General features: G+C 43.2%; 17 protein-coding genes, 1 tRNA gene, 1 riboswitch and 1 other annotated feature. Of the genes, 3 read left to right on the forward strand and 15 right to left on the reverse strand.

All coding sequences use genetic code 11. The annotated features are described in order from the left end of the window. Window positions 1-176 (reverse strand) — a sequence feature (16S ribosomal RNA rRNA prediction is too short). Window positions 177-724: 548 nt separating this feature from the next. The 4 genes from C0J08_RS21440 to C0J08_RS21455 all read right to left on the reverse strand — a co-directional run bounded on the left by C0J08_RS21440 (window position 725) and on the right by C0J08_RS21455 (window position 4,674). Continuing rightward, complete coding sequence (locus C0J08_RS21440; RefSeq protein ID WP_212653881.1) at window positions 725-1,531, reverse strand: ABC transporter permease; 807 nt, start codon at window positions 1,529-1,531, stop codon at window positions 725-727. Beyond that, window positions 1,528-2,415 carry an ABC transporter permease gene (locus tag C0J08_RS21445; protein WP_212653882.1) on the reverse strand — a complete coding sequence of 296 codons (888 nt, stop codon included), beginning with the start codon at window positions 2,413-2,415 and terminating at the stop codon, window positions 1,528-1,530. The genes C0J08_RS21440 and C0J08_RS21445 overlap by 4 nt, the downstream gene beginning before the upstream one ends. Next, window positions 2,408-3,490 carry an ABC transporter ATP-binding protein gene (locus C0J08_RS21450; protein ID WP_212653883.1) on the reverse strand — a complete coding sequence of 361 codons (1,083 nt, stop codon included), beginning with the start codon at window positions 3,488-3,490 and terminating at the stop codon, window positions 2,408-2,410. Before C0J08_RS21450 ends, C0J08_RS21445 begins: the two co-directional genes overlap by 8 nt. A gap of 74 nt (window positions 3,491-3,564) precedes the next feature. Then, entirely contained in the window at window positions 3,565-4,674 is a 1,110-nt protein-coding gene (locus tag C0J08_RS21455; RefSeq protein ID WP_212653884.1) for an extracellular solute-binding protein, read from the reverse strand. Between the two features lie 341 nt (window positions 4,675-5,015). Between C0J08_RS21455 and C0J08_RS21460 the strand changes: the two genes are divergently transcribed. Then, on the forward strand, window positions 5,016-6,989 hold the full coding sequence (locus C0J08_RS21460; protein WP_283247135.1) for a methyl-accepting chemotaxis protein: 1,974 nt from the start codon (window positions 5,016-5,018) through the stop codon (window positions 6,987-6,989). A 95-nt stretch (window positions 6,990-7,084) separates the two neighbouring features. On the opposite strand, the gene serA is transcribed toward C0J08_RS21460, so the two are convergent. The 11 genes from serA to tkt all read right to left on the reverse strand — a co-directional run bounded on the left by serA (window position 7,085) and on the right by tkt (window position 21,190). After that, window positions 7,085-8,314 carry a phosphoglycerate dehydrogenase gene (serA, locus tag C0J08_RS21465; RefSeq protein WP_212653885.1) on the reverse strand — a complete coding sequence of 410 codons (1,230 nt, stop codon included), beginning with the start codon at window positions 8,312-8,314 and terminating at the stop codon, window positions 7,085-7,087. Window positions 8,315-8,492: 178 nt separating this feature from the next. Continuing rightward, window positions 8,493-9,593: a tRNA (uridine(54)-C5)-methyltransferase TrmA gene (gene trmA, locus C0J08_RS21470; RefSeq protein ID WP_212653886.1), complete on the reverse strand. Its 1,101-nt coding sequence runs from the start codon at window positions 9,591-9,593 to the stop codon at window positions 8,493-8,495. Window positions 9,594-9,701: 108 nt separating this feature from the next. Then, window positions 9,702-10,694, reverse strand: coding sequence for a hypothetical protein (locus C0J08_RS21475; protein ID WP_212653887.1), 993 nt, complete (start codon window positions 10,692-10,694; stop codon window positions 9,702-9,704). Between the two features lie 3 nt (window positions 10,695-10,697). After that, complete coding sequence (gene mtnN, locus C0J08_RS21480) at window positions 10,698-11,393, reverse strand: 5'-methylthioadenosine/S-adenosylhomocysteine nucleosidase (protein ID WP_212653888.1); 696 nt, start codon at window positions 11,391-11,393, stop codon at window positions 10,698-10,700. Further along, window positions 11,390-13,981 (reverse strand): LuxQ periplasmic sensor domain-containing protein, encoded by a 2,592-nt coding sequence (locus tag C0J08_RS21485; protein ID WP_212653889.1) that lies wholly within the window; start codon window positions 13,979-13,981, stop codon window positions 11,390-11,392. The genes mtnN and C0J08_RS21485 overlap by 4 nt, the downstream gene beginning before the upstream one ends. Then, window positions 13,969-15,075, reverse strand: coding sequence for a substrate-binding domain-containing protein (locus C0J08_RS21490; RefSeq protein WP_212653890.1), 1,107 nt, complete (start codon window positions 15,073-15,075; stop codon window positions 13,969-13,971). Before C0J08_RS21490 ends, C0J08_RS21485 begins: the two co-directional genes overlap by 13 nt. Before the next feature lie 189 nt (window positions 15,076-15,264). Beyond that, window positions 15,265-15,349 (reverse strand) — tRNA-Leu (locus C0J08_RS21495). A gap of 137 nt (window positions 15,350-15,486) precedes the next feature. Further along, window positions 15,487-16,554 carry a class II fructose-bisphosphate aldolase gene (gene fba / locus C0J08_RS21500; protein ID WP_212653891.1) on the reverse strand — a complete coding sequence of 356 codons (1,068 nt, stop codon included), beginning with the start codon at window positions 16,552-16,554 and terminating at the stop codon, window positions 15,487-15,489. A 295-nt stretch (window positions 16,555-16,849) separates the two neighbouring features. Further along, window positions 16,850-18,013, reverse strand: coding sequence for a phosphoglycerate kinase (locus C0J08_RS21505; protein ID WP_212653892.1), 1,164 nt, complete (start codon window positions 18,011-18,013; stop codon window positions 16,850-16,852). A gap of 44 nt (window positions 18,014-18,057) precedes the next feature. Next, window positions 18,058-19,080 carry a type I glyceraldehyde-3-phosphate dehydrogenase gene (locus C0J08_RS21510; protein ID WP_212653893.1) on the reverse strand — a complete coding sequence of 341 codons (1,023 nt, stop codon included), beginning with the start codon at window positions 19,078-19,080 and terminating at the stop codon, window positions 18,058-18,060. A gap of 109 nt (window positions 19,081-19,189) precedes the next feature. Further along, on the reverse strand, window positions 19,190-21,190 hold the full coding sequence (tkt, locus tag C0J08_RS21515) for a transketolase (RefSeq protein ID WP_212653894.1): 2,001 nt from the start codon (window positions 21,188-21,190) through the stop codon (window positions 19,190-19,192). Window positions 21,191-21,408: 218 nt separating this feature from the next. Then, window positions 21,409-21,484: riboswitch (SAM riboswitch) on the forward strand. An 87-nt stretch (window positions 21,485-21,571) separates the two neighbouring features. On the opposite strand from tkt, the gene metK reads away from it, so the two are divergent. Then, a complete protein-coding gene (gene metK, locus C0J08_RS21520; protein WP_212653895.1) occupies window positions 21,572-22,735 on the forward strand; it encodes a methionine adenosyltransferase in 1,164 nt (387 codons plus the stop codon). 105 nt (window positions 22,736-22,840) lie between these two features. Next, entirely contained in the window at window positions 22,841-23,587 is a 747-nt protein-coding gene (locus C0J08_RS21525; RefSeq protein WP_212653896.1) for a 16S rRNA (uracil(1498)-N(3))-methyltransferase, read from the forward strand. The last annotated feature ends 79 nt before the right edge of the window (window positions 23,588-23,666 follow it).

The following is a 23,666-nucleotide window of genomic DNA, read 5'->3' on the forward strand; positions in this document are numbered from 1 at the left end:
GTTAAAGATCGTCGCCTTGGTGAGCCTTTACCCCACCAACTAGCTAATCTTACGCAGGCTCATCTAATAGCGGAAGGTCCGAAGATCCCCTCCTTTCCCCCTAAGGGCGTATGCGGTATTAGCATGCGTTTCCACATGTTGTCCCCCTCTACTAGGCAGATTCCTACGCGTTACTCACCCGTCCGCCGCTCGTCATCTTCTAGCAAGCTAGAAATGTTACCGCTCGACTTGCATGTGTTAAGCCTGCCGCCAGCGTTCAATCTGAGCCATGATCAAACTCTTCAGTTAAAAAGTTTGCTCAAACTCATGTTCTCGTCTGACTTTTACTTATTCCTCCAGCCCTAAGACCGAAGAAAGCAAAGCGAATTGACGTGTTCACTCATTTAAGACTTCAATTTTTTTGATCCTAAAAAGGATCTTCTGAAGCCTCCAGCGAGCGCCCACACAAATTATCTGATTATCTATTTTAAAGAGCGTGCTAACTTGAATGGCTAACTAGATCTCTAGTTAGTTGAACTTGGTCTTCGTTGCTCTGAAGCCTTGTCCGTGTCAGCGAGGGCGTATATTAAGGATCTACAGATTTTGTGCAACCCTTTTTTGAGGTTTTTTATCATTTTGTCACATTTATTTGCTTTACCTAAAAAAGTTGTTTGCATAGTGATCAAAATCTAAAAAAAAGGCCATTATCTGTACAGATAATGGCCTTTTTCTTTCTATTAAAGCATCAATTTGATGAAGTGTTGTTCGCAAGTTCACGGCGACGTTTCACTTCATAAACAATAGCCAACAAGATAGTAATCGAGATCATCACTAATCCTAGGGCATTTACCGCTGGCGTTAGCCCTGTTCTTACCTTCGAGGCGATATAAACAGTTAATGTTGTGTCATATCCTTTTACAAAAAGCGTTGTATTGTAGTTTTCGAACGACTGCAAGAAAGCAATAACGGCTGCGGATAATATTGCCGGTTTTAGATAAGGCAGCAAAATCCGTCGAAATGCTTGCCACTGTGTCGCCCCCAAGCTCAACGCCGCATTTTCTAATGTCCGATCAAAACGCTGTAAACGTGCCAATACCATCAGCATGACATAAGCGGCAATAAAAGTTGTTTGGGCAACGACAGTCAAAAATACACCTCCACTGACCGATAACCCCTTCCAAAATATCAATGTTGATATTCCCACTATTACTCCAGGGGTTAACAATGGCGACATCATCAACGAATAAATAAAGGTTTTTCCTTTGCCCTGAACGGTAGATAAAAACAAGGCACAACAAACACCGATCGGGACAGCGACTACCAGCACTCCGGCCGCCACCAGAACACTCGTCCATAAAGCAGTCCACATGGCTCCGTCTTGCGCCAACGCTTCAAACCATTTCAGTGTTGCTCCCTTCCAAGGAGATACGGTAGGAAAACGACTGTCATTGAAGGTGGCCAACCCCATAATAATAAGCGGCGTAAATAGATAGATGAAAAACACACCAATATAGAAGCGTACAGCAAAGCGCATAATCGATTCAGATTTCATTTCGCAATATCTCCCAAACCGACCTTAAAGACACGCATCACCAAAGCGATAAAACCAATACAGATAATTAGTAGCAAGAAGGCATATGCGGCGCCTTGGTTCCAGTCTCCACCTTCAAAGAACCAGTTGTAAATAATCTGTGTAAACCAACGACTGCCTGGCGATCCTAATAACGCCGGAACAGCATAACTCCCTGCAGCCAACATGAAAGTCATAATGCAGCCCGTTGCAATACCCGGCTTAGCATGAGGGATGATCACTCGCCAATGCGTTCTGATCCACCCCGCCCCTAGATTACGCGCGGCTTTGATCTGGTTGGTATCTAAACTTTCAATGGCGTTATAAATAGGAAAGATCATAAACAAGATATAGGCGTACACCATACCAATCAGTACACCACCATCCCCTGACAAAAATCGAATAGGACGATCAATTAAGCCAAGCCCTAATAATAAGGCATTAAGCGGCCCTTTATAGGCAAGAATGATGTACCAAGAAAAGGTGCGTAGAATTTCATTAATCCAGAAAGGGATAATAAGCAATAATAAGCACAAAGCGGCTTTTTGCGGTGTTGCTACTTTAGCCAAATAGAAGGCGATCGGGTAACTGACTATCAGGGTTAATGAGGTAACCAACACACTTGACCAAATCGTCTTAAAGAAAATTGCCAAGTGGATTTTATTATTGAATAAGGTTTCGTAATTGACCAAAGAGTAGGTATCTTTTGGACCGCCAATGTCCGCTGGCAACAAATTTGGTCGAAATGAATAATCCACCATTAACAACTGCGGTAGAATCACCAAGCCAATTAACCAAATCGCGATCATGCCAATAATGCCAACCGCCAAACCGCTACCAAAGCGCGACTTCAGTTGACTAAACATGGCCACCCCCAGCAATCACAATGGCATCCTGTTCATTATAAGAAAGGCTAACAGGTGCGCCTTTTACTAACGATTCAGAATATTGATGTGTAGCAAGTTGAATCGACAAGGGCTGATTCGCAGACGTGTTCGCATTGAGTGTCAAATACGCCCCTTCAAAATTCACTTCATCAATCGTCGCTTGCAAAGTATGCATGCCATGCTCTGCTTGCAGCCTAAAATGTTCAGGACGAATAAAGAGGGTTGCCTCACGGCCAACGGAAATATCACCTTGCGAACGCCCAACTAACTTACCAAGCGGCCCACAATCTACAACCACACTGTCCGCATTGGCTTCGACCACCTTCCCTGTCACACCATTATTTTCACCAACAAACGAAGCAACAAACGCTGTCTGCGGGTCTTTATATAAGGTAATCGGGTCTGCAACCTGTTGAATACGGCCCGCCGACATCACTGCCACTCGATCTGACATGGTCAACGCTTCACCTTGGTCGTGTGTGATGTAGATAAAGGTAATACCCGTTTTACGCTGGATGGCCTTTAACTCGGTACGCATATGTTGGCGTAATTTTAAATCCAACGCAGATAACGGTTCATCTAATAGCAAAACCTGTGGTTCAACCGCTAAGGCACGAGCAATGGCAATCCGTTGCTTTTGGCCACCAGACAATTCAGACACTTTTTTGCTTCCACTTCCTTCCAATGCCACCAGCTCAAGCAAACGATCCGATGCTTTTTTACGCTCACTTTTCGAAACTCCGCGGACCTCTAAGCCAAACTCAATATTTTCGGTAACCGTCATGAGGGGAAACAATGCGAGGTTTTGAAAAATCATCGAGGTGGGACGTTTGTTAGCAGGCACACCACGCATGCTTTTCCCACCAATTTTAACATCTCCTTGGGTTGGATCGATAAAACCACTGATCATATTCAATATCGTGGTTTTGCCACAGCCAGAAGGCCCTAAAAAACTAAAGAATTCGCCTGATTTGATCGTTAAGTCAGTTTCTTGTATGGCGGTGAAATCACCAAATTGCATGATGGTATTGTCTAGATGAACACTGCTATCCATATTTCTCTCACTGGTTATTTTTTCTCGATACAAAAAAGCCCCTCGAGAACAGTATCTCAAGGGGCTTTCGAGGCTTATGCAGACAAGTAACGATCTTGGTATTCGTTACGTAAAGCGACATACCATGGTTCTTGAATTGGCCACCACCAAAGATTAGCAAGGTCTTGCTTACTGTAGGATTCTTGGAAAAATTTCTTCGTTTCGGCTGGCAATAAGGCATCAGCACCTTTTGAAGTGGAGTTATAGCCCGTGGATTTTACAAACATGGCGCCCGCTTCTGGGGTGTAATACCAATTAATGAATTCATATACCGAATCCACATTATTCGCATTCTTCGGAATGACAAAGCCTTCCATCCAAGCCAAAGCACCTTCTTTTGGCGCGCCATAGGCAATAGGCTCCCCTTCGGATTGCAGTTTAAAGGCAGTGCTGTCCCAAGTTTGCCCAATAATCGCGCCATTGGTACGAAAAGCACCTTGCGCTTCATTTTCAGTCGACCAAAACTGCGCAATCGCCCCTTTGTATTCAACAGCCGTTTTCAAAATGACATCGAAATTCGCACGCATGGCTTTTTCGGTCTTATAGGAATCGAGCAATGGATAAGGCAATTTCCCGGATTTTTCTAACCATAAACCAATACCAACAAGTGCTGAATGACCGCGCACGGTTACTCCGCCAGAGTTTTCAGGCAACCAAAGATCACCGTAGCTAAGCTCTTTGCTGGTTTTTGCATAATCCTTGTTATAAGCAATCGCTTCTGTCCCCCAATCCGAGGGAGCAAAATAGCGCTTACCTTTAACAATCCCACCCACATCAGATCCAGCCAAAGCACTTTCTAAACAACCATCCCAGTTGATGCGCTTCACATCAAGCGGCTGTATCAAGTCATAATCAACATAGCCTGGCACTCGATCTACTGTTGGCATAATGATGTCAAAACCCGTTCCATCGGTGGCGCGAAGAGAGTTCATCAACTCATCGTTTGTGCCATATGGAGTGAAGGTAGCATTAATGCCCGTTTTGGCTTTGAAGTCGGCTAGCATTTCATCGGTAATGTAACCAGCCCACGCATAAATACGCAGCTCTTTGTTTGCGGCAATAGCTTTATTAATAGAAAACGGTGTAGCGGCGACAGCACCTGCAATAGAGGCGCCTTTCACGAATTGGCGACGGGAAAGGGTCATTCTTGAGCTCCTTTGTATATCATAAGATTAATTGCAATTTCATGGGAAAAAGCGGCTTAACAACCAAGACTCATTTTTATTAAATGATCGTTTAACATCCGTTTTAATTTAATACAAAATAATGACGAAAAAGTGACCATGGAAGACTTTTTTTCCGTTTAAATAGATTTCTCTAGGTTATTGGCGTGAAAAGCCAAAATGATGTCGTTTTTGGTCAACTTGTACTTTCATATGAACCTCCTGTTCCATATAGCCCACATAAGTTCAGTCATATTTTTGTCACATACTCATATTAAGGTAGTCGCATTCATCGATTTTTGTAGATTAAAGCAGGCTCTGAATTGAAAATTTCCCATGTGACGCGCACCACCACCGTAAGTTATTTCATTATTGCCGCTATGTTAGTGGCTCTGCTTCTTTGGAGCTTGATGAAATTCCGCAATGCTTTTGAGCAAAGTGACTCTTACACACAAGTTTGGGAACATTCCGCTATCGACTTGAAGCAAATAATTGAAGGCTACTTATTGTCTGGCGAGGCATCAGCCTTGCAGTCCTCGCAAGAATTTATTGAAAACACCATTCGACCAGAACTTCAGCCTCTACCAGAGGCCATAAAAAATCCAATCAATAGACAATTAACTGAAATAGAAAAGAGCCTTCAAACCGATGTCAGAGCAGCGGGTAAATTGTCAGGCAACCCTTATGCCTTAATCGAAAATAATGAAAGGCAAACCTTACTATCGCTAGACACTCTGGCTGATAAAATTACGCTCTTTCAAGAGAATCACGACCTACAATCCACCGCTATTTACTTGGCAAGCAAAGCCTCATTGTATGCCGACCTTGCCCATATAAGCGATGCCAAAGACAACTACTTAGCGAACAACACGACAGAGAATAAACAACGACTAATCAGCGCCATTGATATATTTCGAACTCATATCGCTGATTTTGAGCAACTTCCACTACTCGACTTAAACGAAGAAGAAAGCACGAGTTCTGCAGATGATTTATCGTCTTTAATGGGCTGGGCAAGCGACACCGAAGACGAAGTAGATACCGTGGATCCTCTAGAAGAAACTAAGAGCGAGCTACGCACTTGGTCAAGCCGCTACCTAAAAGACGTAGACTCTAGTCTGGTAAATATTCAACAAGCACTCAAAGCCCAGAAAAAAATTCGCTCACAGATAAACCAACTTGAAGAGATTTTGAAAGCAGGCACTAAAGACATCCAAAAAAGCGCTCAAGCCACACAAGAACAAACACTAATGGCATTTTCGATTTTTGTTATTTTGATGATATTAACCACGGTTTCTGTTCATATTTTTCAAAATAGAGTCGTGGTAAAAAGTGCCCGCGATTTATATACAGCGGTAAAAGAACTCGTTGAACACCAAAACATCAACACACTTAAAGTCGGTAAAAATAAAAATGAGCTGTCAGACGTGGCTCACTATTTAAATCGTTACTTAGAGCAAATTGCGGTACAACGTCAGCAACGAGATACGGAACTAAATAACATCTCAATATCACTCAACGACATGCTCAATGCTTTTGGACAAGTGCATGAGCTAAGTTCAGCGTCGTTACAGGGCCTGGACGATACACTTAATATGTCCAACCACGTAGAAACTCTGGCTAGCAAAGCAGAAGTCAGAGCAAAAGAAGTAGCCAGTTATGCCGCAGATACGAATACCGAGATGACTCATAGCGTTCAGCAGGCAGCCTCCTTGGCGGTTGCCAATCAAACGACCGTTGAAAGGCTCAATAGCAGTAAAAAAGCCTTAACCAACTTGAGCTCATCTGTCTCTAGCGCATCATCTATTGTTGGCGGGATTCGAGATATCTCTGAACAAACGAATTTACTTGCACTTAATGCGGCGATTGAAGCGGCTCGAGCTGGTGAGCATGGCCGAGGGTTTGCCGTGGTCGCTTCAGAAGTAAGGTCGCTATCAACCAGCACTCAACAGTCTTTAGAAGAGATTACTAAGATCTTCTCACAGCTGACATCTGCTACCGATAAGCTCAACCAGAATATCAATCTCATTGAGACAGCTTCGATTGAACAAATAGACCTGACTCACGCGCTTGGTCAATCGGCTCAAGATATTCTTGAAAAATCTAAGCAGTCTAGTCATTTAGCCAAAAAAGCAACGGGCTATGCGGCAGAACAAAAAATCAGTATGAGTAAACTTAACAATGCTGTGATGAAAATAAGAGAGCAGGCCAATGAATCAGAAGAGTTTATGGCAGGCCTGACAAACAACATCAAACAGAAAATTCAAGACATCACAACCACATTAGGTATTAGTTAATGCCTAATGTCTGCCTGCCTTAGCATTGAGAACACATAGAAACAAAAAATCCAGCCGTAGCTGGATTTTTTAGCAAGATGCACTGAAGTAAAAGCTTAAAATAAAACTCGAGCTTTAATAGTGCCTTCTACTTCTTTTACTTTCTCAAGGGCCAGTTCACCCTCTTCCGCATCCACGTCCATTACCATATAACCAAGTTTCTCGGTTGTACGCAGGTACTGACCTGTAATGTTGATGTTATTTTCAGAGAAGATCGCGTTGATCTTAGAAAGTACACCAGGACGGTTCTCATGAATGTGAAGAATACGGTGGTTATCCGCTTGAGCAGGCAACGCCACTTCAGGGAAGTTAACCGCCGCTGTTGTGGTACCAACATCAGAGTATTTAATCAGCTTCTCAGCCACTTCAACACCGATGTTTTCCTGAGCTTCCATTGTACTACCGCCAATATGAGGCGTGAGAATGACATTGTCTAAGCCACGTAGTGGTGAAACAAATTCTTCGCTGTTGCTTTTCGGCTCAACTGGGAATACATCAACTGCGGCACCGCCCAAGTCGCCAGATTTAATGGCTTCCGCCACCGCATCAAGGTCCGCAACCGTTCCGCGAGAAGCATTAATGAAGATAGAACCTTTCTTCATTTGAGACACTTCTTTCGCACCGATCATCATCTTAGTAGAAGACGTTTCAGGTACGTGCAAACTGATAATATCACTGGTAGACAGCAATTCTTTCAAGCTCTTTATTTGACGTGCATTACCAAGTGGCAACTTAGTAACAATGTCATAAAAACATACTTCCATCCCTAAAGATTCAGCTAATACACTTAACTGTGTGCCGATACTACCGTAACCAATAATACCCAGACGTTTACCACGAGTCTCAAAAGACCCCGCAGCAGATTTGATCCAGCCGCCACGATGACAGGCTGCATTTTTCTGAGGAATGCCTCGAAGCAATAGAATTAATTGGCCAAGCACGAGCTCGGCAACACTGCGAGTGTTTGAGTATGGCGCGTTGAATACAACAATACCCTTCTCACTTGCCGCATCAAGATCTACCTGATTTGTACCAATACAGAAACAACCAATCGAAACCAGTTTACTAGCATGCTCTAGCACTTTCGCTGTTAATTGGGTACGAGATCGAATACCAATAAAATGCGCTTCCGAAATTTTCTCGATCAGCTCATCTTCAGCAAGTGCCGTTTTATGATATTCAATGTTGGTATAACCTGCTTCATACAACGCGTCCAATGCAGATTGATGAACGCCTTCTAATAACAAGATTTTAATTTTGTCTTTGTCTAGTGAGTTATTACTCATGGCTCGTTCGACTTCTCTTTGATGGTGGGGGAAAAAGTGTGCGTATATGTTACCACAGAACATTCTGTGTCGTATTCAAGATATAAGAATGTCTTTCATTATGATAGTGAGCAAAACTCATACTAATTTTTTGTTTCAATCATCTAAAAAGCAAAGTCTATAACTCATTGCGCTTTTATTAATTTACTTTACGCTTCAAAAAAACACCCGTTTCCACATGATGCGTATAAGGGAACTGATCAAACATTGCGTATCGCACTACTTCATGGGTACTCGATAACGATTCTAGATTTGCTTTGAGTGTTTCAGGATTGCAGGAAATATAAAGAATAGAATCGATCTTACGAATCAGTTCAACCGTTGCATCATCCAGACCTGCACGAGGTGGATCCACTAATACAACAGAAGGCGTAAGCTCACTCACACCAGCCTGAATCAAGCTCTTAGGCAACTCCACATCACCATTCAACGCAGCCGATACATCTTCACTGGCCATTTTCACTACTTGCACATTATGCATGCCGTTAATAGCAATATTGAGTTGTGCTGAATTAACCGACACTTTAGATATCTCAGTCGCTACCACACGATCAAAACGACGAGCTAAGGGAATAGAAAAGTTACCATTCCCACAATACATTTCGAGTAAGTCACCGGATGACTCTTTCGTCACATCCAGAGCCCATTCCAGCATTTTTTCACTGATTACAGCATTAGGTTGGGTGAAGCTGTTTTCGACTTGCTGATAATGAAATTTCTGTCCATTTACATTGAGCGTTTCCATCACAAAATCACGGGTGATAATTTGCTTTTTCTTACGGCTACGACCAATAAAATGGCAGGCAGGAAACGCATCATTTAACTGCTGAGCGGCCGCGTTCCACTCTGCATCGATCGGCTTATGGTAAAGCAGACTTATCAAGGCTTCACCCGTGGTTGTCGTCAGAAAATCCACTTGAAAAAGCTTATAGCGCAAGACTGGCACATCGCGCACGGCATCAAGAAGTTTGGGCATCAATTCGTTAATAAGGCTCGATGCGGCTAAAAATTGATCGGTACGAATCGGGGTTCGAGGATCGGCAGAATCAAACATGGCATAATACAAATCATCACCTTCGTGCCAAATTCGAAACTCAGCCCTCATTCGATAATGAGACGGCTTACTCGCAAAGACTTCCATCTCAGGCAATGACAAAGTCGCCATTAATTTGGCTAATTCAGCTTGTTTTTCTTGCAGCTGCTTTTCATACATTTCTGGTTGGATTTGATCCGGTCTCATAACGGGTTCTCTTGAAAACGATAGATGCTGATAGAGCGCGGCATTATACGAGTTCCCTGAAAACAAATCTAATCACTCGTCAATAAACAGTAATATTATCTATATCTATTAATGGAGGTATTGCGGCCCAAGCAAGATAGCCAAAGACAGAGTCAGCGAAAATGTGCCATCATAATCATTATCCGCTTCATGAGTAAACTGAGGTTTAACTTGGCCAACCAGCCAATCCTTATAAAGCAGACGTTCATATTGAACATTATATAAGAAGCTATCTGGTTCAAAAGAATGCTCTCCAGACTGAAGAAAGCTCAATTGATACCCTAAACGATTTTTATCATTGACCTGATGCTGAAAAGCAAAGTTTTCTCGAGCATAAAACATGCCCTCCTTATCAAGCCAAGTCACGCCAAAATCAGATGAAAAATTTAACTTAGGTGAAATAACATAACCGAGCCCAACACCATATCTCGCTCCAATCCCTTTCGAATAATAGGCGAACGCTTCTTGCCTCTGCCACCATTCAAAACGATCTTGAACTTGTCCTTGCTTCAGACGTAGACGTATAAAAGGGTCTAGCGGGAAGTCGACTCGTATACCTGTATCAACATCTAACCCTATGTCTTCTTTAATATAACGAACTGCGGCCGAAACATTGGATTTTAAAGCCGAATTCACCACACTATTTTGCTGGGCAGATTCTCCTTTTAAACTTTCCGGTGCCAAAGAGTCTCGCTCTGATTCAATAATCAAACGCAATCTATCTTGCGTGTTGGGAAGCTTTAATTTAGCCTGAAATTCAAAAAAACCTGAGCGCTTACTTTCTTCTTCGCTCAACACCGAACCGAATCGAATCTTTAAGTAACTATCAGAGCGTTGTTCACTTTGACTTTTCTTTCCCGATAAAAAGGAATCAATGCTTTTAGACCAATCACCAATTGTCTTCGAAAGGCTTTCATGTGAATCCAACCACCAAGGTGTTTCAGGCTTCTCGTGCTTAGTAGACTCAGGAGGCGTATCAACCACGCTCGCTTCAGAAAATGCAAATAAGGGCCAACAAGCTATCAAAAAAGTTACGGCCTTTTGCCCCTTATTTGACATCATCAGTTAAAGGCCTTTTAGCATTTGCTGAATCATTCTAGATGAATTCTCAGCCGCCACTTTCAAATATTCTTCAAAGCTCTGAGGCGATTCTTTACCTGCAATATCAGATAAAGAGCGAACCACAACAAACGGTGTCCCAAATTTAAAACACACTTGCGCAACGGCCGCAGCTTCCATTTCAACAGCAACCAACTCTGGAAAAGTGGCTCGCACTGAGTCCACTCGCGTTGGATCACTCATAAAGCTGTCACCTGTACCAATCAAGCCCACTTTCGCCTGAACATCAGTCACTGCCTGAAACGCAGCCTTTGCTTGCCTAATTAAATTCTCATCGGCCGCATAAGTCGCTGGCATATTGGGCACTTGCCCCATCACATAACCAAACGCTGTAACATCAACATCATGGTGAACCACTTGATCGGAAATCACCACATCACCAACTCGTAAATCTGGATCAAACCCACCAGCCGAGCCAATATTAATGACATACTCAGGTTTAAACTCAGACAGCAACAAAGTCGTTGAGACAGCCGCATTCACTTTACCAATGCCGGATTTCAACAGAACCACATCTTTACCTTCAAAATGTCCTATAAAAAAATCACACCCTGCGATAGTCTGCTCTCGAACATCGGTCATCCAGCCTTTAATAACGGCAACTTCTTCATCCATGGCTCCAATTAATCCGATTACACTCATTCTTTACTCCTAAGATTTATGTCTTGCTGCATCACTTCTTGCTTGAATAGCCGTATTTGATCACCTGAATAAGGCAGCGTCATCTCGAAAAACGCCACATTATCCGGCATTTCAGGCCAGTTTAGTACCGAAAAGAACCTCACATCAGGAAAAGCTAACTGAATTGTTCGCAAAAGACATTCAGGTTGAACGTCAAGTAAAACGATTATGGCGTCAGGATGATACGACAACACCACATCATAATTCTCTAAATCAGCTAACCACTGCGTCGCAATGTCATATTGCTCTAACTCGGTGTACCAAATGGCTTTACTAATTCGGCTGCCGCCCACTATAACCCAAGACAAGTTCTGCTCGTTCGAGTGAATAGGTACAATACCTTCTAGCTCACAAGCTTTTGATAACACTTTATATAAACTGTAGTCCGAGGAACATCCCTGCATAGTAAAGACATGCGGCTCAACATTAGCCGGTAAGATACTATTGAGCCAAACAATAGGAAGGTCATCTCGATTGTATTTGAGCTTAAGCGCACGAGTCATATCAGTCTGTACTTCAAAGTCTTTATCACAACCAATCAATACAACGTCAAATTTCATTACTGCACTAAATTGAGTAAAAAAACTGTCGGTTGAAATATACTCCTCAACATGCACCCCTAATCGCATTAACGACATTGTTATAGCACTAGCATTTGAATAATCATTAGCGACCCAAGCCACTACTTTATTTGACAAAGATTTATTTACGAGTTCGCTTTCACCCTCTCGCATCATTATATTTAACTGTAAGGCATTATTTTGTAGGGTTTTTTGCTGACCACCAAGCTGATTAACAAGCCTACCCACCATCCAATAAAACAATGGCCTAAAAATCATGTCATTCATTGCAATTATTTCAAGCTCAGCACCGTTAAATCGAATCGTCAGCCTTCTCTCTTCCATGTCATTAGACATAACCATCATGAAGATAACGCGCATCAGACTTCTAACGTTGTTATCTACCGCGACCACTCTAGAACCCGTTTCAACAGAACAATCTAATATTGCCTTATTCGCCTCAACCCCAATATCAGCGATCACTCTGGCGCTTTCTTGGCAGAAGACCTCTCCTATTCGCAAATATTCAACATTACTTTCTTCGTCACTAATGTCATTCAATACAGACACTAGCAAAGACAACCAACCTTGAAAGGGCCTAGCCTCTATATAACCAGGCAACTCAGACAAATAGCTCAACTCGTTTATTATTGCTTCGGCATCAACTTTCTTTTGTGCTGCTGAGGACAGAGGCTCTAACTGCTCAAGTTGCCAAATTAAACTCGTTTCCTCGGTAACATTTCGGCCAACGAGTAACAACCCTCGATAAGCACTTTCATTTTCAAATGAATAAGCTTGCCATCGATATATTCGTCCAAGATGATTAATGGTTAATTCGAAAGTCACACCGATAGCCCCTTTCAGAGCATCTTGAATAGGTTGATGACAGGAAATAGGTAAAAAATCGAATAGTGTCCGAGCTTTATCTGCATCAGTAAAAATGCGTTTGGCTTCCGCATTGATTAATTCCACTTCAGCCACTTCATTACAAAAAATAAGAGCGCTATGTACAGACTCAGTAAGAAGTTCAAACCTCTGCTCTTTTGCTTTTATCAATGATTTATATTGGTTACTTTGCATTTGAATAGAGCGCAATTCGGCATAAGGCAACAACGTATCTTGATGCTGATAAACAATCGACTCAAGAGGCTGAAAAAGCCATATTTTTATTCGTCGTAATAGAACAAAATACAAGCACAACAAAACAAGGAAAACGGCCACAATAAGAGGAAGAGCCTTGGTAAATAAGGCGGATGAAAGATTATGTATTTGAGTGATATCGAGCTGTAAATCAGCCTGTACTGGGGACACCAATGGCAGATGTGAATATAATGTCTCTCCAGATAAATCCACACCTAATTTATGCTCCTCCAACAACACCTTTTTATGTTCATTATCATAAACTCGAACCGCGCTCACCTGCGCACTTTCTAGTAACTCATTGGCTAACGTTAAATTATCATTGAGAGAAATAAAGCCATACAAAAAACCGATATTGTCTTGTTCTGATGAAATAAGTGGTTTTTTATACATTAACAACATAGAACCATCATCAGTCACAATGGATGACCATCTATTTATCAACCCCTCTTGCAGCACTGTTTCGAAGTTAACCTTAGTAAATAACCTTGCCCTCGGGTCCATCGAATGCTTACCACTCTTCCACTCAATGTAAAAGAAATCCAACCCACCAAAAAACAACACATCATGATGACTAAAAAGCAAATCAAGTTCTCGACCTGAAGCATAATTACTCAACGCCAGATCCTGCGCAATAAACTGCATTTCTCCTTCTGCTCGGATGAGATAGCTATTGAACGCCTGCTCAACCACTTGGTGTTTTAACGCTAAATTTTCTTCTGAGGACGTCTGATTTTGGGTTTCAACAAAATACAGAATAGCGAAAACAATAACAAAAAAGGCTACAGTAATTAGCAGCAATATTCTTTGGTGAAGTCGCTTCTCTAAACTAATACCTACTTCTGCCATAATTCCACCGAGTAATGATAAGCTTGATGCTGCATTAAACGTAAACTCTCTGAATCTAATTCAGCAGATATAAGCGTTGAATTTGCAACATAAAGATTAGGCATATTCTTTCCTTCAAGATCCAATTTAATTGCTTCAGCCACAGCAATGGCAAGATCATCCCTCATAAACAGTATGCCAGCTTTTACGATGCGATTTTCAAAACCCTTAATACCGTGCGAAGACAGCTCCCACGAATTGGTTTGTGTATTTGAATTTAGGTTACCTTGATCTTGAATTGCAGCGACAACACCATTCGAAATGTTTTGCGAGCAGCTAAAAATAAAATCTGGTGGATTGTCTTTTAAAAGCGCTCTTGTCGCTTCAAACGCACGAACAGTGTCATCTGCAACAACTTTTACCTGTTTCACATGATGCTTATATTTAATCATCTCATCTAAAAACAAATCGCAACGTAAATGACCAAGATAGCTTGTCGGTAAAACCAGTGCCGAAATCTTTGCATCGGTAGGTAACTGACGCTCTAGATAACTCGCGAGCATTTTCGTTGCCTTTTGCTGATCAAAACCAATATACATTAGAGGTGGATGATTCATCCAATGAACAAAGGGGGTCGCAAAATCATATAGAATAATTTTAGACTTACCTGATTTCAAAAATCGCTCGGCAAAACGACGCTGAACAAAGCCTAACCGGGTCATCACGATATAGTCTGGCTGCGTATCAGCCAACTTAAAATAAGAGGAAAGATCACTGCTTTGATCCGAGGGCAACACATAAGTATCTAAGCGATAATCAATGGCTAACTCTCTCATACGTTTTCGAAAAGCAATAAGTAATGACTGATTTTCGATTGAATTCGTGTCACCGAACAAGATTAGCGCAATACGAGCGGCTCTTTTCTGGGAGGTACGAATCGGGCTGGGGGGGGAATTTACAACGGTGGTGAACTGTTCTGCTAAAGGACCTTGCCTCGGAATTAATTGATAAAATTCGTGGCTGTCCATCAAATCAAGAGTCAGGTTCGCACCATGAGCTAATGAGAAAACACACCCGATGATAATCCATACAACAAAAGAGCTCAGTCTTCGCATTACCACATTCAATTCCATCTAATAGAAAGCAAATATTCTAACTAAATTAACGAACTTTAGTGATAACGCAAACAAGAAAGTAGTAACGGATACAAAAATGTCTCTAATAAGCATCAATAGAGACGCTTAAGACATTCTAATAAATTTTAGGCATAAAAAAAGCCGACATAAAGTCAGCTTTTTTAAATTTGGTGCGGAAGGAGAGACTCGAACTCTCACGCCGTGAAGCACTGGAACCTAAATCCAGCGTGTCTACCAATTCCACCACTCCCGCAAGGAATGGCGAGCATTATAGGCAATTGATTTTTCCGGTCAATAGTTTTTTTGCTTTTTTATTAAAAACTTAAAATTATTTTCCTTCACCTTGCCGCTCACCATTTGTATCACGTGAAATTTCTTGTCAATCGTTGATTAGAAAACTCGACCACCAGCATATTCACCACGCTCGTAGCGAACAGCCATTTCTTCCAGATCCATAGTATGAATACGAGAAGCTTGACCAGCACAACCAAAAGCTTCATAGCGGTCAATACATACCGCTTTCATCGCTTTGATGCTTTCGGTTAAGTATTTACGAGGGTCAAAGTTACCCTTGTGCTCAGCAAGACTACGGCGAATCGCCCCCGTTGCCGCCAAACGCAAATCTGTATCGATGTTAACCTTACGAACGCCGTAACGAATCGCCTTAACAATCTCTTCAACTGGGACACCATAAGTCTCTGGAATCTCGCCACCAAACTCATTGATGATAGATAACCAATCTTGAGGCACAGAAGACGAACCATGCAACACAATGTGTGTGTTTGGTAACAGGTCTACGATTTTTGCAATACGTTCAATATCAAGAATGTCGCCAGTCGGTGGACGAGTAAACTTGTATGCACCATGACTAGTACCAATTGCCACAGCCAAAGCGTCAATACCAGTAGCGTTAACAAAATCTACCGCTTCTTGAGGGTCTGTCAACATCTGATCATGAGAAAGAGTCCCTTCAGCGCCAACGCCATCTTCTTCGCCCGCTTGACCCGTTTCTAGAGAGCCCAATACACCCAACTCACCTTCTACAGATACGCCACATGCATGCGCAAACTCAACAGTACGACGAGTAACATCAACGTTATAATCGTAGCTTGCAGGCGTTTTACCGTCCGCCATCAAAGAGCCATCCATCATTACTGATGAGAAACCAAGTTGAATAGAACGCTGACAGATCGCTGGTGACGTACCGTGATCCTGATGCATAACCACTGGAATATGTGGGTAGTCTTCAATTGCCGCAGCAATCAGGTGACGTAGGAAGTGAGAACCAGCGTATTTACGAGCACCAGCAGAAGCCTGCATGATAACAGGAGAATTCACTTCGTGAGCCGCTTCCATAATGGCTTTCACTTGCTCCATGTTATTCACATTAAAAGCGGGCAAACCATAGCTGTGTTCTGCTGCATGATCGAGCAGTTGACGCATACTAATTAAAGGCATAAAAATTTCCTCTGACAATTTGTCTTATAGTCTGTTTATAACGAACAGAGTTATGGTGTTAGTTAACTCTATAATTTTGTAATCATGGCTCGGCTTAATCGGCCGCCCATGTGGCTTACGCCTTATCGTTATAGTCATGCTCGGCTGACACCGAGCAGGTCACTCTCTAGTTTTATTTTTATCGACATCACTTCATTCAACTCTCATTGAACCTCTAGCAATGCTAACAAAGCAGGCTTTTCACCTTTTTAGTAATTATAAAATTCTTTCGGGCGATCTTTGCCACCCTTTTATACTAATTTTGCGCGCGTGTTTCTAACATCGCAACCGCTGGCAGCACTTTTCCTTCAACAAACTCCAAAAACGCTCCACCACCAGTCGAAATATAGGAAACTTGCTCGGCAATGTCATATTTATCAACCGCCGCTAATGTGTCACCACCGCCAGCAATTGAAAAGCCTTTACTGTTCGCAATGGCCATCGCTAACGCTTTCGTTCCACCGCCGAACTGATCAAATTCGAACACACCAACAGGGCCATTCCAAATAATCGTCTGAGACTCTTCAAGCAAAGCGGAAAACGCAGCGGCCGCTTTAGGTCCAATATCCAAAATCATATCGTCAGGGCCAACATCGGCCGCATTTTTTACTGTTGCCACCGCGTCAGGAGCAAATGCTGTCGCAACAACCACATCTTCAGGCAATGGAATACTGGTTTTTTCCATCAAGGCTTTTGCCTGAGGAATCAAATCTTCCTCATACAAAGATTTACCCACAGGAAACCCAGCCGCAGCAAGGAAAGTATTCGCAATACCGCCACCAACAATCAGCTGATCTACCTTGTCAGACAAAGACTCCAACACTGTCAGCTTAGTCGATACTTTTGAACCACCAACAATAGCGGCCATTGGGCGAGCTGGTTTAGCCAACGCTCTTTCTAACGCTTCAAGCTCTGCAGATAACAATGGACCTGAACAGGCAATGGGAGCGAATTTCGCAACGCCATGAGTAGAAGCTTGGGCACGATGAGCCGTACCAAACGCATCCATTACGAACACGTCACACAAGGCTGCCATTTTCTTTGACAAAGCTTCATCGTCTTTTTTCTCGCCTGGATTGAAACGGACGTTCTCAACCAACACAAGCTGACCTGATTCAACCTCAACGCCATCTAACCAATTTTTAGCAAGAGGGACATCTTGACCCAACAAACCAGCAAGATGTGTCGCAACAGGTTGGAGTGAATATTCTTCTTCGTACTGACCTTCCGTTGGACGACCAAGGTGAGACATCACCATGACTTTTGCGCCCGCCTCAAGTGCCAATTTAATCGTTGGCAAAGCGGCACGAATACGTGCATCGCTCGTCACTTTGCCGTCTTTTACTGGTACGTTTAGGTCTTCACGAATTAACACGCGCTTATTCGCTAGATCCACATCTTTCATATTAATTACGGTCATGTACGATGTCCTCGTCAATTAACGTTCTGGGGGAATCAATGCATTTATGATGATTTGATCACACCAGCCCAATACTTAGCCACGTCCAACATGCGGTTAGCGTAGCCCCATTCATTATCAAACCAACACAGTAATTTCACCATACGCTGGTCAATTACTTGAGTTTGCGTACTATCAATAATCACTGAGCGTGGGTCATGATTAAAATCCACCGAAGCATGCGCTTCTTTAGTAAATCCCATCAATCCTGCGTATTTCGAGTTAGCCGCTTGTTCTAACTGCGCATTAATCTGCTCAACCGTTACGTCCTGCTCTGTTCGCAATACTAAATCAATAACAGAGACATTCAAGGTCGGCACTCGAACAGCGTTACACCCCATCTTGCCTTCCAACTCTGGCATCATTCGGGTGATCCCTCTCGCCAAACCAGTATCAACCGGAATAATTGAGCTCAATGCAGCCCGAGTAAGACGCAAGTCTTTCGTATGATAACCATCAATAACAGGCTGATCATTCATAGCGGAGTGAATCGTTTGAGTCATACCATGAACCACTCCAGAAAACTGCTTAATCACGTCTAATACAGGAATCAAACAGTTGGTAGTACAAGAGGCCGCCGAGACAATGTTGTGACCCGCTTGAATGTCTTGATGATTAAAACCATACACAATGGTCGCGTCGACATCCGCCGCCGCAGGCTGAGAAAGTAACATTCGTGGTACGCCCGCACTCAGGTAGTCTTCTGCTCCTTCTCTACCTGAAAAACTGCCAGAACATTCAAACACCATATCTAATTCAAGAGCAGACCAGTCCAATTTTTCAGGCGTATCACAGGAGAAACACAAAATAGCATCATCGCCAATAAGCAATGCATTATCTTGAGTCGAAACAGGTTGAGGAAAGCGGCCATGAGTTGTGTCATAGCGTGTTAGATAACTGATTGTCTCAATATCAGACAATTCATTGATAGCAACCACTTGAATGTGGTCGCGGTAGCCATTCTCATAGAGCGCTCGTAATACCGAACGTCCGATACGGCCATAACCATTGATAGCGACTCGCAACATATTCCTACTACTTCATCGCAAAGAAAGTGACCCGAAAAGCATCACTCTCCGCCTTAATAAAAGGAAAAGAGGCGTACAAATGCACACCTCTTTTTTTCAAGCAACGAGGTTACGCAGCTAAGATTTTCTCAGCCGTTGCAACCACATTATCTACCGTAAAGCCAAAGTGTTTCATCAGATCGCCACCAGGAGCCGACTCACCAAACGTCGTCATACCCACCATAGCGCCTTCAAAACCAACGTACTTGTACCAGTAATCTGTGTGAGCCGCTTCGATTGCAACACGCTTAGTCACACTGCTTGGCAAGACAGATTCTTTGTAAGCCGCATCTTGTGCATCAAACACGTTAGTCGATGGCATAGACACAACACGAACGTTCTTACCTTTCGCCGTTAGTGCGTCAGCAGACTCCATTGCTAGACCCACTTCAGAGCCAGTCGCAATCAAGATAAGATCTGGCGTACCGGCACAGTCCTTAAGGATATAAGCGCCTTTCGCAACATTGGCCAATTGCTCTGCGCTACGAGCTTGAGCTGGCAAACCTTGGCGAGAGAAAACCAATGACGTTGGGCCTTCGCGGCGTTCAATACCCGCTTTCCAAGCTACTGCAGTTTCTGCCGCATCACATGGACGCCACACAGACATATTTGGTGTCATTCGCAAGTTAGCCAATTGCTCAACAGGCTGGTGAGTTGGACCGTCTTCACCTTGACCAATAGAGTCATGGGTGTAAACAAAAACGTTTTGAATGCCCATCAAAGCGGACATACGAACCGCATTACGCGCATACTCCATAAACATCATGAAAGTCGCACCGTAGTTAATAAAACCACCATGCAAAGAAGCACCATTCATAATGCCACTCATACCAAACTCACGAACGCCGTAATAAATATAGTTACCCGCAGGATCTTCTTGGATACCTTTTGAACCAGACCAAAGCGTTAGGTTTGAGCCAGCAAGGTCAGCAGAGCCACCTAGTAGTTCAGGCAACATAGCGCCGAAGAAACCAATGGCATTTTGAGACGCTTTACGGCTTGCAATGCTCTCACCTTTGTCTTGGCACTCTTGAATGAAAGCTTGGGTTTTCGCCTCGAAATCTGCAGGCAATTCGCCCTTAATAACACGGCGTTCAAACTCTGCAGCCAGCTCTGGATAAGCCGCTTTATAGGCTTCGAACTGAGCTTCCCACTGAGCTTCACGTGCGGCGCCGGCTTCTTTGGCATCCCAACCAGAATACACATCGGCAGGCACTTCAAATGGTGCGTAAGGCCAACCTAGGAATTCACGAGCCGCTGCAATCTCAGCATCACCAAGCGGTGCACCGTGACAATCATGACTACCCGATTTATTTGGCGAACCAAAACCGATAATGGTTTTACAGCAAATTAGTGTTGGCTTAGTTGTTTCTGCTTTTGCCGCTTCGATAGCCGCTTTAATGGCTTCTGGATCGTGTCCATCTACATCGGCAATGACATGCCAACCATACGCTTCAAAACGTTGTGGCGTATTGTCAGTAAACCAACCTTCAACATGGCCATCAATAGAAATGCCGTTGTCATCCCAGAAAGCAACCAATTTACCTAAGCCTAGCGTACCCGCTAATGATGCCGCTTCATGAGAAATACCTTCCATCAAACAACCATCACCAAGGAAACAGTAAGTGTTGTGATCAACAATCGCGTGGCCTTCACGGTTAAACTGAGCGGCTAGGGTTTTCTCAGCAATAGCCATACCTACTGCATTACTGATACCTGCGCCCAATGGACCCGTTGTGGTTTCTACACCATCGGTATAACCATATTCTGGGTGACCAGGCGTCTTAGAGTGAAGCTGACGAAATTGTTTTAACTCTTCGATTGGTAAATTATACCCAGACAAATGCAACAGAGAGTAAATCAACATAGAGCCATGGCCGTTAGATAACACAAAGCGGTCGCGATCAACCCATTTAGAATTATTTGGGTTGTGCTTTAGGAAATCATTCCATAGTACTTCAGCAATATCCGCCATCCCCATTGGTGCACCTGGGTGACCTGAGTTAGCTTTTTGTACTGCATCCATACTCAATGCACGTATGGCGTTAGCAAGTTGTTTACGAGACGGCATGGTTATTCCACTCCTGATAGCTTTAACGAACAAAATAGAAGGAACATTCTCTACAGGATAGAGCCACCTTGCAATGCTGGCACCACCGTGACGCCCAAACATTGGGCAAAGAAAATGAAAATACTTAAATCAGCCCCATCGTAACAAAAAAAACGTCCTTTGCGTCATTAAAATCCACAGATCGGGTTGATATTTAAACAGCTCTAGTCCATTATTCTCCCCACTACAGCGTCGATTTGTTTCGGCTTGCGGACGCTATATAAATTCAGCTAAACAGAAGCAGTATCACCTGTTTAGCGTTTTTGAAATATAAACATTGCTAAGCGGGTTTTTTTATACCTATTTAGCGCTTATCCATCATTTTTGATAGAGGCACTAAACATGTCAGAATATTCTTTATTTACTTCGGAATCCGTTTCTGAAGGCCATCCAGATAAAATCGCCGACCAAGTTTCCGATGCCATCCTTGATGCCATTTTGGCCGAGGACTCTGAAGCGCGTGTTGCCTGCGAAACCCTAGTCAAAACCGGCATGGTATTAGTGGCAGGTGAAGTACGAACTAACGCTTGGGTCGACATTGAAGAAATCGCCCGTGGTGTAATCCGCGACATTGGCTACAACAGCTCAGACATGGGGTTCGATTGGGAATCTTGCGCCGTCATGAATGCGATTGGTAAACAATCTGCTGATATTGCCGTTGGTGTGGATGAAGCCAATGAAAAAGAGTTAGGCGCTGGTGACCAAGGCTTAATGTTTGGCTTTGCGACGAACGAAACTGACGTATTAATGCCTGCCCCCATCACTTACGCGCATCGTTTGGTTCAACGCCAGGCGGAAGTACGCAAAAACGGTACGCTAGACTTCCTTCGCCCAGATGCAAAAAGCCAAGTGACTTTCCGTTATGACGAAAACGGCAAACCATGCGCTATTGACGCGGTTGTTCTTTCTACACAACACAGCGCATCCGTTAAACAAGCCGACCTTCGTGAAGCTGTCATGGAAGAGATCATCAAACCCGTTCTTCCTGCTGAGTGGCTATCAAAAGAAACCAAATACTTCATCAACCCAACAGGTCAGTTCATCATTGGTGGCCCAGTCGGCGATTGCGGTCTGACAGGACGTAAAATCATTGTTGATACCTACGGCGGCATGGCTCGCCATGGTGGTGGCGCGTTCTCTGGTAAAGACCCATCCAAAGTTGACCGTTCAGCAGCTTATGCTGGTCGTTATGTAGCGAAGAATATCGTAGCGGCGGGTCTTGCTGACAAGTGTGAAATTCAAATTTCCTATGCCATCGGTGTTGCTGAGCCAACATCAATTAGTATCAATACGTTTGGTACTGGCAAAGTGAGCGATGCCATCATTTCTCAATTGGTTCGTGAGCATTTTGAATTGCGTCCAGCAGGCTTGATTCAGATGCTAGACCTAAAGCGTCCAATCTACTTACCAACAGCGGCTTATGGCCACTTTGGTCGTGAAGGCGACAACTTCACATGGGAAAAAACGGACAAAGCCGACGCATTGCGTAAAGCAGCTGGTTTATAATTTTCTAATTTTCCGCTATAAAGCCTTTTTTAACCGTATTATTTCACGGTTGAAAAAGGCTTTTTTATTTCTATACACACCCAACCATAGGAAACACTGCAAAAAATGCGTATTCCACGAATTTTTATCGATACCGAACTCAATGAGAATACGACAATTACATTACCGGATTCTGCTTTTCAGCACCTATGTAAAGTTTTGCGTTTGAAATCAGACCACCCTATTCGTGTGTTTAATGGCCAAGACTTTAATGGTACAGCCGGTCAATTTAATGCCACACTGTGTGATGTTGAAAAGCGCTCAGCGAATATTCACATAACCCATTTCGAAGCGTTAGATAATGAATCACCTATTCAAGTGACAATCGGACAAACCTTGTCCCGTGGCGAACGAATGGATTACGCCATCCAGAAATCGGTTGAAGCTGGCGTCTTTGCAATCCAGCCCCTTTTTAGCGAGCGCTGTGAAGTCAAACTGCAAGATAACCGAGCAGAAAAGCGTCTCCAACACTGGCAACAGGTCGCCATTAGCGCAGCAGAACAATGTGGTCGTGGAGTCGTTCCAGTTGTCTATCCACCGATGGAATTAAATGAATGGGTTGCCAATTGTAAAGAAATGTTAAAACTTACTTTGCATCATCACAGTGCAAAGCCTATTCGCCAGTATGAAAAGCCATCCAACAATCAGGTTGCTTTATTAATTGGGCCAGAAGGCGGATTAAGTGAAAAAGAAGTGCAACTGTCTGAAAATTCAGGATTTAGTGCCATTACTTTAGGACCAAGAGTCTTAAGAACAGAAACCGCTCCGATTGTTGCTCTTAGTGTTATAAATGCAATTTGGGGAGATATTTAGCAAATCTCTACAAGTTGCATGTACTCACAGAATTGTTACATCTTCCGATTCTAAATGGTCTTATCATTTAATCAGAATC

The organism is Marinomonas sp. CT5 (assembly GCF_018336975.1).
GTDB lineage: Bacteria > Pseudomonadota > Gammaproteobacteria > Pseudomonadales > Marinomonadaceae > Marinomonas.

Coding starts and splice junctions, on each gene's coding strand:
- C0J08_RS21440 (WP_212653881.1), bottom strand. CDS start 1,531: ATGAAATCTGAATCGATTATGCGCTTTGCTGTACGCTTCTATATTGGT.
- C0J08_RS21445 (WP_212653882.1), bottom strand. CDS start 2,415: ATGTTTAGTCAACTGAAGTCGCGCTTTGGTAGCGGTTTGGCGGTTGGC.
- C0J08_RS21450 (WP_212653883.1), bottom strand. CDS start 3,490: ATGGATAGCAGTGTTCATCTAGACAATACCATCATGCAATTTGGTGAT.
- C0J08_RS21455 (WP_212653884.1), bottom strand. CDS start 4,674: ATGACCCTTTCCCGTCGCCAATTCGTGAAAGGCGCCTCTATTGCAGGT.
- serA (WP_212653885.1), bottom strand. CDS start 8,314: ATGAGTAATAACTCACTAGACAAAGACAAAATTAAAATCTTGTTATTA.
- trmA (WP_212653886.1), bottom strand. CDS start 9,593: ATGAGACCGGATCAAATCCAACCAGAAATGTATGAAAAGCAGCTGCAA.
- C0J08_RS21475 (WP_212653887.1), bottom strand. CDS start 10,694: ATGATGTCAAATAAGGGGCAAAAGGCCGTAACTTTTTTGATAGCTTGT.
- mtnN (WP_212653888.1), bottom strand. CDS start 11,393: ATGAGTGTAATCGGATTAATTGGAGCCATGGATGAAGAAGTTGCCGTT.
- C0J08_RS21485 (WP_212653889.1), bottom strand. CDS start 13,981: ATGGCAGAAGTAGGTATTAGTTTAGAGAAGCGACTTCACCAAAGAATA.
- C0J08_RS21490 (WP_212653890.1), bottom strand. CDS start 15,075: ATGCGAAGACTGAGCTCTTTTGTTGTATGGATTATCATCGGGTGTGTT.
- fba (WP_212653891.1), bottom strand. CDS start 16,554: ATGCCTTTAATTAGTATGCGTCAACTGCTCGATCATGCAGCAGAACAC.
- C0J08_RS21505 (WP_212653892.1), bottom strand. CDS start 18,013: ATGACCGTAATTAATATGAAAGATGTGGATCTAGCGAATAAGCGCGTG.
- C0J08_RS21510 (WP_212653893.1), bottom strand. CDS start 19,080: ATGTTGCGAGTCGCTATCAATGGTTATGGCCGTATCGGACGTTCGGTA.
- tkt (WP_212653894.1), bottom strand. CDS start 21,190: ATGCCGTCTCGTAAACAACTTGCTAACGCCATACGTGCATTGAGTATG.
- metK (WP_212653895.1), top strand. CDS start 21,572: ATGTCAGAATATTCTTTATTTACTTCGGAATCCGTTTCTGAAGGCCAT.
- C0J08_RS21525 (WP_212653896.1), top strand. CDS start 22,841: ATGCGTATTCCACGAATTTTTATCGATACCGAACTCAATGAGAATACG.